13 protein-coding genes are annotated in these 13508 nt (G+C 66.1%); 9 read left to right on the top strand and 4 right to left on the bottom strand.

All coding sequences use genetic code 11. The annotated features are described in order from the left end of the window. Positions 1-170 precede the first annotated feature (170 nt). The 3 genes from FQU96_RS38540 to FQU96_RS38550 all read left to right on the top strand — a co-directional run bounded on the left by FQU96_RS38540 (position 171) and on the right by FQU96_RS38550 (position 2396). Positions 171-962, top strand: a complete 792-nt coding sequence (locus tag FQU96_RS38540) for a nucleotidyltransferase family protein (protein ID WP_146546736.1) — start codon at positions 171-173, stop codon at positions 960-962. A 212-nt stretch (positions 963-1174) separates the two neighbouring features. Further along, positions 1175-1957 carry an HpcH/HpaI aldolase/citrate lyase family protein gene (locus FQU96_RS38545; protein ID WP_146546737.1) on the top strand — a complete coding sequence of 261 codons (783 nt, stop codon included), beginning with the start codon at positions 1175-1177 and terminating at the stop codon, positions 1955-1957. 19 nt (positions 1958-1976) lie between these two features. After that, positions 1977-2396, top strand: coding sequence for a MaoC family dehydratase (locus FQU96_RS38550; RefSeq protein WP_146546738.1), 420 nt, complete (start codon positions 1977-1979; stop codon positions 2394-2396). Between the two features lie 13 nt (positions 2397-2409). Here the strand turns inward: FQU96_RS38550 and FQU96_RS38555 are convergent, their stop codons facing one another. Then, complete coding sequence (locus tag FQU96_RS38555; protein ID WP_146546739.1) at positions 2410-3114, bottom strand: hypothetical protein; 705 nt, start codon at positions 3112-3114, stop codon at positions 2410-2412. A gap of 89 nt (positions 3115-3203) precedes the next feature. Between FQU96_RS38555 and FQU96_RS38560 the strand changes: the two genes are divergently transcribed. After that, the gene (locus FQU96_RS38560; RefSeq protein WP_146546740.1) at positions 3204-3671 is read left to right on the top strand and encodes a GNAT family N-acetyltransferase; all 468 of its coding nucleotides are present in this window, start codon (positions 3204-3206) and stop codon (positions 3669-3671) included. A gap of 11 nt (positions 3672-3682) precedes the next feature. Here the strand turns inward: FQU96_RS38560 and FQU96_RS38565 are convergent, their stop codons facing one another. Further along, a complete protein-coding gene (locus FQU96_RS38565; protein ID WP_218575047.1) occupies positions 3683-4411 on the bottom strand; it encodes a sugar phosphate nucleotidyltransferase in 729 nt (242 codons plus the stop codon). 179 nt (positions 4412-4590) lie between these two features. Here FQU96_RS38565 and FQU96_RS38570 point away from each other — a divergent pair, with 179 nt between their 5' ends. The 5 genes from FQU96_RS38570 (at position 4591) to FQU96_RS38590 (ending at position 10695) form a co-directional block, all read left to right on the top strand. Beyond that, positions 4591-5871 (top strand): MFS transporter, encoded by a 1281-nt coding sequence (locus tag FQU96_RS38570; protein ID WP_146546741.1) that lies wholly within the window; start codon positions 4591-4593, stop codon positions 5869-5871. Between the two features lie 458 nt (positions 5872-6329). After that, complete coding sequence (locus FQU96_RS38575; RefSeq protein ID WP_146546742.1) at positions 6330-7460, top strand: type III PLP-dependent enzyme; 1131 nt, start codon at positions 6330-6332, stop codon at positions 7458-7460. 394 nt (positions 7461-7854) lie between these two features. Then, a complete protein-coding gene (locus tag FQU96_RS38580) occupies positions 7855-9237 on the top strand; it encodes a homospermidine synthase (protein ID WP_255468829.1) in 1383 nt (460 codons plus the stop codon). Positions 9238-9391: 154 nt separating this feature from the next. Further along, the gene (locus tag FQU96_RS38585; protein ID WP_146546744.1) at positions 9392-9898 is read left to right on the top strand and encodes an RNA polymerase sigma factor; all 507 of its coding nucleotides are present in this window, start codon (positions 9392-9394) and stop codon (positions 9896-9898) included. Then, complete coding sequence (locus tag FQU96_RS38590; RefSeq protein ID WP_146546745.1) at positions 9895-10695, top strand: anti-sigma factor; 801 nt, start codon at positions 9895-9897, stop codon at positions 10693-10695. Before FQU96_RS38585 ends, FQU96_RS38590 begins: the two co-directional genes overlap by 4 nt. Before the next feature lie 381 nt (positions 10696-11076). Here the strand turns inward: FQU96_RS38590 and FQU96_RS38600 are convergent, their stop codons facing one another. Together FQU96_RS38600 and FQU96_RS38605 are read right to left on the bottom strand one after the other, a co-directional pair. Beyond that, entirely contained in the window at positions 11077-12012 is a 936-nt protein-coding gene (locus FQU96_RS38600) for an N-carbamoyl-D-amino-acid hydrolase (RefSeq protein ID WP_146546746.1), read from the bottom strand. Between the two features lie 13 nt (positions 12013-12025). Beyond that, positions 12026-13423: a dihydroorotase family protein gene (locus FQU96_RS38605; protein WP_146546747.1), complete on the bottom strand. Its 1398-nt coding sequence runs from the start codon at positions 13421-13423 to the stop codon at positions 12026-12028. Between the last annotated feature and the right edge of the window lie 85 nt (positions 13424-13508).

The following is a 13508-nucleotide window of genomic DNA, read 5'->3' on the forward strand; positions in this document are numbered from 1 at the left end:
CCTTCCCAGCGCCGCTGGGGAGGTGCCCCGAAGGGGCGGAGGGGAGCTGACGTGGTGTTGCTAACTGAGACCACGTCGGGTCCCCCTCCGGCTCAGGTACTTCGGCGCGAAGCGTCGAAGTACCGAAACGGCCACCTCCCCCAACTGCGTTGGGGGAGGAACCGTATCGCATGACCACGCCTCGCTTTACCGCGCTGGTGCTGGCGGGCAGTCGCGGTGCGGTCGATCCGGTCGCGCAGGCTGCCGGCGTGACGCACAAGGCTTTGGCGGTGGTTGGCGGCCAGCCGATGTTGCTGCGCGTGGTTGACGCGCTGCGGGCCAGCCCCGCTGTTGGTCGTATCGTGCTGGCGCTGCAGGATCGCGAGATCGTCGATACGCTGCCGGCGCTGGCCGCCGCCGTCGAGCGCGGCGAGATTACCGTGATGCCGACGCAATCATCGCCGGCGCTGACGGTCGAGGCCGCGATCCGCACCCTGCCCGACGCGTTCCCGCTGTTGGTGACGACCAGCGACCATGCACTGCTGACGCCCGACATCGTTGCCAGCTTCATTGACGGCGTGAGCCGGGACGCTGAGGTCGCTGTCGGATTGGCGACGCGGACGTCGATCCTGGCGGCCTATCCCGATTCGGTGCGCACCTTCATCCAGTTGGGCGGAGAAGGGTATTCCGGCTGCAATCTCTTTGCCTTCATGCGGCCGGAGGCGGCGCAGGCCGTCGCGTTCTGGGCCCGGATGGAGCGTTACCGCAAGACGCCTTGGAAGATCGCCGCCAGCATCGGCCTGCGGCCGCTGCTGCGTTACGCGCTGGGCTGGCTCGATCTGCGCGGTGCGTTTGGCGAGCTGTCGCGGCTGATCGGCGTGCGCGGCGTGCCGGTGATCCTGCCGCAGCCAGAGGCGGCGATCGACGTCGACAAACCATCGGATCTGGCCCAGGTCGAGCGGATCTTGTCACAGCGACGCTAGAGCCGCGCGATCCCCGCGGTCATCCGAGCGCCCCTTCGGCAGGCTCAGGAGAGGGATCTTTCGACGTAGGCGCACCCGTGCGTCACTTGCAGAGGATCCCTCGCTGCGCTCGGGATGACAGCTCTGCCTTCGGCAATGACAGCGTGATCGCATTCGAGCGAAACAGGCACTAAGCTCCTCAGCTGGTTCCTGATCGACGGCGGGAGAGACTCATGGTCGAGATGGTCAACGCGGCGCGCGAGCGCTTGAAGAAAAACGAAGTATCACTGGGCGTCGGCTTGCGCCAGGCGCGCACGGTCGACATCGCGCCGGCGATGAAGACGGCGGGATTCGATTGGCTGTTCATCGATCTCGAGCACAACTCGATGGATCTCGACGTGGCGGTGCAGATCGCGGTGACCGCCAATGCCGTCGGCATTGCGCCGATCGTGCGGGTGCCGCACGGCCAGTACGATATGGCGACGCGTGTGCTCGATGGCGGCGCCATGGGCATCGTGATGCCGCACGTCGATACCGCCGACGAGGCGCGCATCATTGCCGATCGTTTGCGCTATCCGCCTGTTGGTCATCGCTCGGTGGCCGGCGCCATGGCGCAGCTGGCCTTCCAGGCAGTGCCGCCGGCCGAGGCGACCAAGGCGGTCAATGACGGGCTGCTGGTGGTGGTGATGCTGGAAACACCCGGCGCCATCGCCAATGCCGACGCCATTGCCGCCGTGCCGGGCATCGACGTGCTGTTGATCGGTACCAATGACCTGACGACCGAGATGGGCATTCCCGGCAAGCTCGATACACCGGAGGTGGTGAAGGCGTACGAGACCGTCATCGCCGCCTGCCGCAAGCACGGCAAATGGGCCGGCATGGGCGGCGTCTACGTGCCGCCGGTGATGGAGAAATACATCGGCATGGGGGTGCGCATGGTGCTGTCGGGCAGTGACTTCGCATTCCTGATGGAAGCGGCCCGCAGCCGCGCCTCTTTCCTGCGCGGATTGAAATAGGCTGTCCGCCTGGACGACCATGCGCGCGCATCCGCATGAACGCTTCGGCACCGATGTGGTGCTGACACCGGCTGCGGTGTCGGCTTTTGCGACCGCCGCGGGCGATTACAATCCGTTGCACCACGATGCAGCCTACGCCAGGGCCACCCGTTTCGGCGGCATCATCGCCAGCGGACCACAAACGACGTCGTTGCTGATGGGGCTGATCGCTACGCACTTCTCGACACGTGGTGCCATGGTCGGCTTGGAATTCTCCTTCTGCTTTCGACGGCCGGTGCTTGCCGACCAGCGGGTCAGGCTCGAGTGGCTGGTCGTCCGGGTGAAACCTGCCGGGCGCCGGCCCGGGGAATTCGTCGATCTGCGCGGACGGTTGCGCACGCAGGACGGCCAAACGGCCGTCGGTGCCAAGGGCCGCGTCCTGGTCACTGATTCTCTGTAATCGCTACGACGAATTAGACGCTCACTGTGGCCGCCGCTTTCAACGCGGCCTGCAGGCCGGCCGGATCGTATTCGACCTGGGACAAGTCCAACCAGCCGATGATGGTGCGGATCGGTGTGTTGCCGGTGATCTGGGTGTAGCCGCGAAAGTTGCCGGTGAGCTTCACCGTCCGGTTTTTCAGTTTGCCGTCGGTACCATGGTCCTGGCCGGCTTCGGCCGTATCCCATTCCAGGCCGCCCGGGACCTTGCGCGACCGCAGGAAGACGAAGACGTGCTCCGACGTCGGCGCTCCACCAGGCTCGCGGATGAACACGCAATCGCCGGGCTGCGGGCCGCCGATCCCCATGCTGGCGCCCAGTTCGAGCGCGTTGAGTGTGGGATTCTGCTTGCTGGGCTTCGCATAGGGCTCGGCGATCTGCACGAACGGGCGCAGCCGCTTGTTCCAGATCTTGTCGATGTTGGCGCCGACGATGAACTTGGTCTTCCGCGACGGGTCGGTCCAGTTCAGGATCTTCGGGTCGCCGACGCCGAGTTTCCACATCAGCCAGTGGCAGAGGAAACCGCAGGTGGTCCCGGGATTGTCCGGCGTTTTGCGCCAGCCCGTGGTTTCGACGATCTCCTTGTACTTGTCATCGCCGCGTTGGAACGGCACGTTGTCGGCGATCAGCCGCATCGCGTAGCTGCGCAGGGTCACCATTTGACCAGCGTCTGGAATCATCGTCAGCTCCCCCAAGCCGATGTCCATTCTTCGGCGCTGCAGGGCACTTGGCAAGATCGTCTGAAATGGCAGGGCGGCAGGAGTGAAGCGTGCAGATTCAACCACTGGCTGATCGGCCCGAATGGCTTGCGACTGTCGCGCGGTGGGAGTTCGACGCCTGGGGACATCTGTCACCGGGAGCGACACTGAGCGGCCGTATCGAGGATGTGCGCGCGGCCATGCGCGTCGATGGCGTGCCGATGGCCTTCGTGGCGCTGGATGACGCCGGCGCGGCGATCGGCACGGCCAGCCTGATCAACGACGATCTGCCGGGTGATCCGCGCAACCCGTGGCTGGCCAATGTGTACGTGGCGCCGCCGGCGCGCCGGGCCGGTGTCGCCGCGCGTCTGGTGACTGTGGTCGAGCGGCAGGCGGCGCGGTTCGGTTACCGGCGCCTGTATCTGTTCACGGCGTCAGTGCCGCAGCTTTATGCCCGGTTGGGTTGGCAGACGCTGGAGGAACGCGACTATCGCGGCGAGTCGATCACCGTGATGGCCAAGGACCTGACCGCCGGCTGACGCGTGCGCCGTCAGCCCCAGGCCGCGACCATGGCGCGGGCGCGGTCCAGATCGGGCGGGAAGTCGACCTCGCCCCAGCGCAGGCCGTGGATCAGGCAAGTGCGCACCGCGCCGGTGCGGGCCAGCCGGTCGATTGCCTGCAGGTACCAGACCTTGGCGCCGTCCGGGGTGCGCATCATGGCCTCGACCGTGTCGACGAACAGCTTGGGGCCGCTGTCGCGAAACAGCAGCATGCCGATCGACTCGCCGTTGACGGTGTCCAGCGGCAGCTTCTTGCCCACCGCCTTGAGGTTGCCGTCCTCCTCAACGATCTTCATGTCGTCTTCGTCGTAGGCCGGCTTGCGGTCGATGGTGATGGTGATCGGGGTTGTCGGGCTCTGCAGCACCTTGAGCGGAATGGCCGCCTCGAACAGCGTGTCACCGTTCACGATCAGGAAGTCGCTCGCCATCTCGGCGCGCGCCATCCAGCACGAGCCCAGATTGTCGGCGACCTTGTAGAACGGGTTGAACAGCGGGCGCACGCGAAAGCCCGGCGCGTCATGGCGCGCCAGATGGGCCTCCATCATCGCCGCCTGGAAGCCGATCACCACCGCCACCTCGGTGATGCCGCAGGTCTTCAGCGTCTCGAGTTGCCAGTCGATCAGGGTCTTGGGCCCGACGGGCAGCAGGCACTTGGGCCGGTCGGCGGTCAGTGGTGCCAGCCGTGAACCCTGGCCGGCGCTCAGCAGGATCGCTTTCATGCGAAACATCCTTTCCGGGCGCAGCCTATAGCATGCGCCGGGCCAGCGGCGGCGCGGCTTTTTGCCGGCGCCCGGATGCGGCAGGGCGGCCATGCGCCAGCCCGCCATGACAGCGCCCCAGGCCGCTTGTAAATTGCAGCGAACTCACCAGAACCAAGATCGCGCCCGATCCGATCGGCATGTCCGCTCCGCCGCCCCCGTCTGCCGCCGCCCGCGTTCCAACCGCACCGATCTCGATGTGGGCACCGCTGTCGGTTCCGGCGTTCAAGCGGCTGTGGACGGCCAACATCGTCTCCAATATCGGCGGCTGGATGCAGACGGCCGGTGCCGGTTGGATCATGACCGAGATCGCCCCGGCCGGAGACAAGGCGCTGTTCGTTGCCGGCATGGCGGCGGCCACCACCTGCCCGGTGTTTCTCTTCGGCTTTCCCGCTGGCGTGCTGGCCGATCGCTTCGACCGCCGGCTCTATATCCTGGCTTGCCAGGTCTGGATGATGCTGGCCGCGACGGCGCTGGCCGTGCTGGCTTTCATCGGTCGTCTCGACCACTGGAGCCTGCTGGGCCTGATGTTCTGCGTCGGCGTCGGCAACGCGATGAACGCGCCGGCCTGGCAGGCGGTGGTGCCCGAGATGGTCGGCCGCAAGTACCTGCCGCAAGCCATCGCGCTCAACAGCGCCGCGTTCAACCTGGCGCGCACGATCGGTCCCGTGATCGGCCAGGTGGTGCAGGCGCTGGCCGGCATTTTCGTCCTGTTCGCGACCAACGCGCTGACCTTCCTGGCTGTGATCGCCGCGATCGGCAGCTGGCGGCGACCGGCCGAGGCGCAGGCGCAGCAGCGGCGTGAAAGCCTGTGGGCGGGCTTCGCCTCCGGCATCGCCTTCATCCGTGGCACGCCCGCGCTGTGGCGGGTCTGGGCGCGCGCCATGTGCTTCTTCGTGCCGGCGATCGCCTTCACCACGCTGCTGCCGCTGCTGGGCCGCAATCTGGGACTGAGCGATGCGCAGTATGGCTTCCTGTTCGCCTGCTTCGGCATCGGTGCGGTGTGCGGCACCATGATGTTGCCGCGCATCAACGCGTGGCTGGGGCCCGATCGTGCCAATATCGCCGCCATGCTGACCGTCGCCGCGGCCATCGCGTTGGCGGCGGCGGTGCCGCATGTTGTCGCAGTCGGCATCGGACTTGCGTTCGGCGGCGTCTGCTGGATGACGGTGAATGCCAACAACAACGTCGCCACGCAGACGTTGCTGCCATCGTGGGTGCGGGCGCGCGGCATGGCCGTGCATCAGATGGTGTTCTTCGGCAGCCTCACCGTCGGCCAGACGATGTGGGGCGTTATTGCCGATGGAATCGGCGTTCCCGTGGCCATGGGCTGCGCCGCCGCACTGATGCTGCCGATGGCGTTGCTCGCGGCATCGATCCCACTGCCGGTGTCCATCGCAACGTCGGCTGCCGGCGACTGAAGCCGTCTCGTCTCCCGGTTGCGGTGTGGCCGCAAGGACACGCCGGATCAAAAAAAGCGAATCGAATCACGCCTGTGGAACGGTTTGTACTTGCGAAAGCCACAATTCGGCGTAATTACCGTTTCCAGACGCCCACGCACGTGCCTATGGCCCATTGTGGTTATGCAACGACGGAAAGCGTCCTTCTTGGAAATGCCGGCATCTAGACCGGCTCCGAAAGGGACCTTTGTCATGCATACTCTCCGTGCGGGGCGCGTGCCCCGTGTCCTCGTTTCGCTGCCGTCTGACACCAGGCCGGTGTCTTACGGCTGCCTGATCGGCCGCAAGAATCCGCTCTCCAGTATGTGCGCCTCCTGCTGAACGCTCTTTGGAGTGCAGCAGGAGAAGTTAATTCAGTCAGGGCGCCGCAAGGCGCTCCTGCGCTGGCGTAGCAGTCTGTGGACACGGATTTTTTCGAAATGACCGACCGCATCCGACGTTTCCTCCGCGACAAGCAACCCGAGACGCCATGCCTGGTGATCGACCTCGATGTGGTCGAGTACAACTACAAGCGCATGCGCGAGCTGCTGCCGCAGGCGAAGATCTTCTACGCCATGAAGGCCAACCCGGCGCAGGACGTGCTGACGCGCCTGGGCAAGCTGGGCTCGAACTTCGACACAGCCAGCCGCGGTGAGATCGAGCAGTGCGTGGCCGTCGGCGTCGATGCCAACCGCATCTCGTTCGGCAATACCATCAAGAAGGAGCGCGACATCGCCTGGGCCTACCAGCAGGGCGTGCGCCTGTTCGCCTTCGACAGTGAAGCGGAGATGCTGAAGCTCGCCCGCTCGGCACCGGGTGCCCGCGTCTTCTGCCGCGTGCTGGTCGACTGCGATGGCGCCGAGTGGCCGCTGTCGCGCAAGTTCGGCTGCGCCCCCGACATGGCGCGCGATCTGCTGCGCAGGGCCGCCGAGATGGGCCTCGATCCGTATGGCGTCTCCTTCCATGTCGGCTCGCAGCAGACCGATCTCGAGCAGTGGGACCGGGCCCTGGCCCAGGTGTCGCAGATGTTCTTCGCCCTGGCGGAGACCGGCATCGATCTGAAGATGGTCAATCTCGGCGGCGGTTTCCCGGCGCGCTATCGCGCCGACGTGCAGCCGATCGAGGCCTACTGCGAGGCCGTGCAGCGCGCCTTGGTGCGCCACTTCGGCAACCGCATGCCCGAGGTGATCATCGAGCCCGGCCGCTCGATGGTGGGCGACGCCGGCGTGATCCAGAGCGAGGTGGTGCTGATCTCGCGCAAGTCGGCCAGCGACCGCAAGCGCTGGGTCTACCTCGACGTCGGCAAGTTCGGCGGCTTGGCCGAGACGATGGATGAAAGCATCAAATACCGGCTGACGACGCCGCGTGACGGCGGGCGCACGGGGCCGGTGGTGCTGGCCGGCCCCACCTGTGACAGCGCCGACATCCTGTACGAAAAGACCGAGTACAGGTTGCCGCTGGCGCTGAAGGTGGGGGACAAGGTGGAAATCCAGGCCACCGGCGCCTACACGACGACCTATTCGGCGGTTAACTTTAATGGGTTCGCGCCGCTGAAGGCCTACTGCATCTGAACCGCGCAGTCATAGCACGGGGAGGAAACGGGGCCTGAAAGGGCCCCGTTTCGCGTTTGAGTATTCCTCCCCAACGAAGTTGGGGAGGTGCCCCGATACGACGTTTCGACGCCCCGCGTCGAAACGTCGGTGGGCGGAGGGGAGCCGACGTGGTCTTTGTAATCGAGTCCCTGTAACGAAGACCACGTCGGTTCCCCATCCGGCCTTCGGCCACCTTCCCCGCAAGCGGGGAAGGGAAATTGCGAGTTCCAGTTCAACCTCTCAAACCTTTCAGGAGATCATGATGGCGAAAACGGCGAAGAAGGCCGCAGGACAGGCGCGTGCCAAGGCAGCCAGGAAGGCGGCACGTCCGGCCAAAGCGGCCTATCGCAAGCACACCGCCTTCGGCGGCCGCATGGTGATGATCGGCTTCGGCTCGATTGGCCAGGGCGTGCTGCCGCTGATCCTGCGCCACATCGACATGAAGCCGTCACAGATCACCGTGATCTCGCCGGAGGATCGTGGCGGCGGGGCCGAGCTGGCAAAGTTCGGCGTCACCTTCGTGCGCAAGCGGCTGACCCAGGACAACCTGAGCCAGGTGCTCGGCAAGCGCATCGGCAAGGGCGACTTCGTGGTCAACCTGTCGGTCGAGGTCGCTTCCACGGCGTTGATCGAGTTGTGCCAGGAGAAGGGCGCGCTCTACATCGACACCTGCATCGAGCCGTGGCCGGGCGGCTACTCCGATCCCAGCCTGTCGGTATCGCACCGCTCGAACTACGCGCTGCGCGACCGGGCGCTGGCGCTGCGCGACAAATTCAAGGGCGGCCCCACCGCGGTGATCGCGCATGGCGCCAATCCCGGGCTGGTGTCGCACTTCGTCAAGCGCGCCATGCTCAATATCGCCAAGGACACCGGTCATGCCGTCGCCACGCCGACGACGCGGCAGGGCTGGGGCGAGCTTGCGCGTGACCTCGGCATCAAGGTCATCCACATCGCCGAGCGCGATACGCAGGTCTCGGCCAAGCCCAAGGAAGTCGGCGAGTTCGTCAACACCTGGTCGATCGACGGCTTCGTCTCCGAAGGCGGCCAGCCGGCAGAGATGGGCTGGGGCACGCACGAGAAGACGCTGCCCCGTGATGGCGTGCGGCATGATTTCGGCTGCGATGCAGCGATCTACCTCAACCGGCCGGGCTTGCACACGCGTGTGCGAACCTGGACGCCCAAGGAAGGCCCGTTCCAAGGATTCATCATCACGCACAACGAGGCGATCTCGCTGGCCGACTACTTCACGTTGCGCAACGGCAAGCGGGCCTCGTACCGGCCGACCGTGCACTACGCCTATCATCCGTGCGACCAGGCGATCATGTCCATGCATGAGATCGTGGGCAAGAACCTGGTCCAGCAGAAGCGCCAGCGCCTGATCGTGGACGAGATCGAAAGCGGCATCGACGAACTGGGCGTGCTGCTGATGGGCCACGCGAAGGGCGCCTACTGGTATGGCTCGCAGCTCTCCATCGACGAGGCGCGCAAGCTGGCGCCTTACAACAACGCCACGTCCCTGCAGGTGTGCGCGCCGGTGCTGAGCGGCATCATCTGGGCACTGGAGAACCCGCAGGCCGGCCTCGTCGAAGCCGACGAGATGGATTTCGAGCGCAACCTCGAGATCTGCATGCCCTATCTGGGTCCCGTCGTCGGCCGTTACTCGGACTGGACCCCGCTGCAGGGTCGTGGCCAGCTGTTCCCCGAGGACATCGACGAGAATGATCCCTGGCAATTCCGGAATTTTCGGGTCGCTTAGGGGTTACTAGGGGGTACGCAGAGTAGCCGCTCATCCAGGTGGGCGGCTGCATGCCTGCGTTTTGCGCTTGGGCCGGAATAGCGCAGAATAAGGCGTGTTCATAGAGGCGGTGGGCAGGCGGCGGCATAACCGTTGTCGGCCTACCGGATGACATTTGAGCGAAGTCGCCGATCTGTTGCCCCAGCACGTACCCGCCTTGCGGCGTTACGCGCGCGCGCTGACCGGCGATGCAGCCGCGGCGGACGATCTTGTGCAGGATTGTGTGGAACGTGCGCTTACACGCGCCCATCTCTGGCGCCAGCCCGGAAATTTGCGGGCCTGGTTGTTCACGATCATGCACAACCTCAACGCCAACGAGAAGCGCCGGGCTGCATCGCGGCCGCGTCTGGCGGCTATCGACGACGTCGCGGAGCCGGCCCGACCGGCGTCCCAGGTCGAGCGGCTGATGGCCAGCGAGACCCTGGCGGCGCTGAAGCTGCTGTCCCTGGAGCATCGACAGGTGCTGTTGTTGGTTGCCCTGGAAGGATTGCAATACGCCGAGGTGGCGGAGGTGCTGGGCGTGCCGGTTGGCACGGTCATGTCGCGCCTGTCGCGTGCGCGTGACCGATTGATGCAGCTGGCCAGTGGTGAGCGCGTCGCTCAGCCGAGGAGCGTGACATGAGTACGCTGGGTGCCGAGGGCGGACCCGTGCGCGACGAAGATCTGCACGCCTATGTCGATGGCCATCTCGACCCGGCGCGTCGTCGCATGGTCGATGCCTACCTTCTGGCCGATCGCGAGGCGGCGGCGCGTGTTGCCGACTGGAGCGAGCAGAACCATCGCTTGTCGGCGCTGTTCGACCCGGTGCTGGATGAGCCCATCCCACCGCAGATCATGGCGACGATTGCCAAGGGCCAGCAACAGCGGACGCCATCCTGGGTCGGTGGCTGGGCCATGCGCGCGGCAGCGTCGTTCGCCATTCTCGCCATCGGCGCGGTATTGGGTTTTGGCGCCGCCCGCTATATGGGCGGTAGCGAAGATGTCAGCCTGCAGGCTTCGTTGCCGACGGAAGCGCAAGCGGCGTTCAAGGTCTACGTGGCCGAGAAGCGCCATGCGGTCGAGGTACCGGCGGCCGAGGTCGATCACCTCACGCAATGGCTGTCGAACAAGATGAAGACCAAGGTGCGGCCGCCGGACCTGGCGTCGCTGGGCTGGACCCTGGTCGGTGGTAGGCTGCTGCCCAGCAGCGAGGGGCCTGCCTGCCTGTTCATCTACGACGATAAGACCGGCCGGCGCGTGATGGTCTACCTGGTGTCGAACGCCAACAACGAGGGCACCACCGTCCAGTTCCGCGACCAGAACGGCGTGCGCTCGCTTTACTGGCTGGAGGGACCGCTGGGCTACGCGCTCACCGGTAACCTCGATCGCGGCGACCTGATGCCGATCGCCGCCGTGGTCAAAGACAAGATGCGGTTTTGATGCCTGCAAGCGCGGGCGGGACGCCCGCGCGCGAGGGCAGCGCTACTTCGTTGTCCCTGGGGTCGTTGTACCAGGGGCCGTCGTGCCCGGTGTCGTCGTGCTGGGCGCCGGCGTATTCGACGCTGGCGGCGTTGCGCCGGGTGCCGACGTGCCAGGCTGCTCTGCCGTGCTCGGCGGGGTGCTCCCTCCGCTGAACAACACGATCCCAGCGATGACTGCGACAGCAACGATCGCCGCCGCAACAAGGTAGGTGCGTTGGTTCGCCATGGATGTTTTCCCTTCGCCGTTGTTGACCGATCGACGCTCAGTCAGGAGCTTGTCAGCAATGTGGCGAAGCCGTGGCGCCTCTACGGTGATTCGGTGCAGGGGGTCTGCACGCCGCTATCGACCCAGCGGCGCGCCCACACCTGTGCGCTCGGTGATCAGGCCATAGTGTTCGACGCGACGGTGGCGTGCGAAATCGAAGATCGTGTCCTTGCCGAATCGGGTCTCGTCGAGGTCGCAGGCATGGACCAGCACGCCATCCGCCTCGTGATCAATTTCGCCCACGATCTTGCCGTTGGGATCGACGATCAGGGTGCCGCCCATCAGGTGATGGCCGTCCTCGGTGCCGGCCTTGGCGACCGCGACCACCCATGTGGCGTTCTGGTAGGCGCCCGCCTGTACCGATAGACGATGATGGAAGAGCCGGTCCGCCATGCCTTCACCGGCACGCTGGGAATTGACCGACGGCGTATTGAAGCCGAGGACCACCATTTCCACGCCCTGCAGGCCCATGACGCGATAGGTTTCGGGCCACCGGCGATCGTTGCAGATCGCCATCCCGACCAGGCCGTCCTCGAAGCGCCATACCGGGAAGCCGAGATCGCCCGGCTCGAAGTAGCGCTTCTCCAGATGCTGATGCGTACGCTCGGGGTCGAACTCGACATGGCCTGGCAGGTGGACCTTGCGGTACTTGGCGGCAATGTTGCCCTTGCGGTCGACCAGGATCGACGTATTGAAGTGGTGGCCATCCGGTGTGAGTTCGGCATAGCCGAAGCTCATGGCCATCCCCAGCGCTTTGGCCTTGTCGAACAGCGGCTGCGTGGCGGGGCCAGGCATCGCCGCCTCGAACCAGCTGTCGGCCGCGGCGCGGTCCTCATGGTACCAGCGCGGGAAGAAGGTGGTCAGCGCCAACTCGGGATAGACCACGAAGGTCGCGCCTTGGGCGTGTGCCGCGTCCATCAGCGCGATCATGCGGCCAACGACGCTCTGGCGGTTCTCCGCCTTCTGGATCGGTCCGAGCTGGGCGGCGGCGACTGTGATCAGGCGAGGCATGCAAGGCTCCTGGTCAGGTGAGGGTGGGTTGCGTTCCGGAAGGGCCCGGCGGGGAGAAGGCGGCGGGTGAGGGTGCGATGAAGCGGCCGCTGCCGGCGTCGTTGCAAATCCGGCGACCGTCCCACGCCAGTGTACCGCGCAGATAGGTCGCCGCCACCCGCACCGTGAACAGACGGTCCTCGAACGAGCTCCACCGCACTGCCGACAGGCTGGTCGACGGGTCGTAGGGAAAGCGGCCCGGCTGCAGGACGACGATGTCGGCGTCGGCACCGACAGCGAGCCTGCCCTTGTCGGCGAGGCAAAAGGCGCGCGCCGGGCCTTCGCACAGCAGCTTCACGGCGGTCGTCGGGGCAAGGCCGCGCTCGGCACAGCCGGTCCACAGCGCCGGCAGCAGGGTCTCCAGGCCCGGGCCGCCGGAGCTGTTGGCGAAGATGTTCGGATCGCCCTTGCGCTCGAGGCCCCAGGCGACATGGTCCGACGACACGAAATCACAGGCGCCGCGCGCGACATGGGTCCACAGCCGGTCGACCTCGGCCCGGGGGCGAATGGGCGGGTAGTGCTTGGCGCGCGCGCCGAAGCGGCGCACATGCTCCTCCTCGTTGAGCATGAGGTACTGCACGCAGGTCTCGATCGAAGCGTGGTGGCCGGCACGCCTGTACATGGCGCTGATCTCGAAGCCGCGTGACGTCGAGACATGCACTGCGTGGGCGCGCGCGCCGGTGGCGGCGCCGATTTCGTAGATGCGGGCGGTGGCGAGGTCCTCGATCAGCGGCGTGTGGGCCCGGCCGAAGGCATCCCAGCCCGTATCGCCGGCCGCGACGGCGCGCGCGATGTTGACGCGCGTCATCTCCTGGTCCTGGTTGTGCACGCCGCACAGCAGGCCGCTGGGCGCAATCCGCCGGAACGCCTCGAACAGCACGTCGTCGGTGATGCGCGGGAAGCGCGTCGGGTTGGCCTCGAACGTCGAGAACTTGAAGCCGCAGACGCCGGCTTCGATCAGGCCGGCGATGGCATCGAGCCCATCCTGCCTGGCGATGGTGGCGTAGAGCGCCACGTCGACATGCGCATCGTTCTGCACCTGCGCCCGCTTATGTTCGAACAGGGTGCGGTTGACGATCGGTTCGGGCTCGTCATAGGGCATGTCGACCATGACGGTGACGCCGCCGGCCGCCGCGGCGCGCGACGCCATGCCGAGGCCCTCCTGGCCCGCCTGGCTGCCGGAATGCACCTGCCCGTCGATGACACCGGGAATGATCCAAGATCCGTGGAAATCCTCGGTGCGTCGTGCGGCCGGCGCGTCGCCGCCGCCGACACGCGCGATCCTGCCGTCGCGCACCGCCACGTGACCGTCCGCGATGACACGGTCCGCAAGGACGACGTTGCCGCGAAGCACGAGGTCGAAATCGCTCATAGGGTCCCGCTGCCTGATTGCATGACCGGCCGATGCTGCGCGCGGCCCGGCCGAAACATAGAGGGCTGCAGGCCAGATCAGGGCA

It is taken from the genome of Reyranella sp. CPCC 100927 (assembly GCF_007859315.1).
Lineage (GTDB): Bacteria > Pseudomonadota > Alphaproteobacteria > Reyranellales > Reyranellaceae > Vineibacter.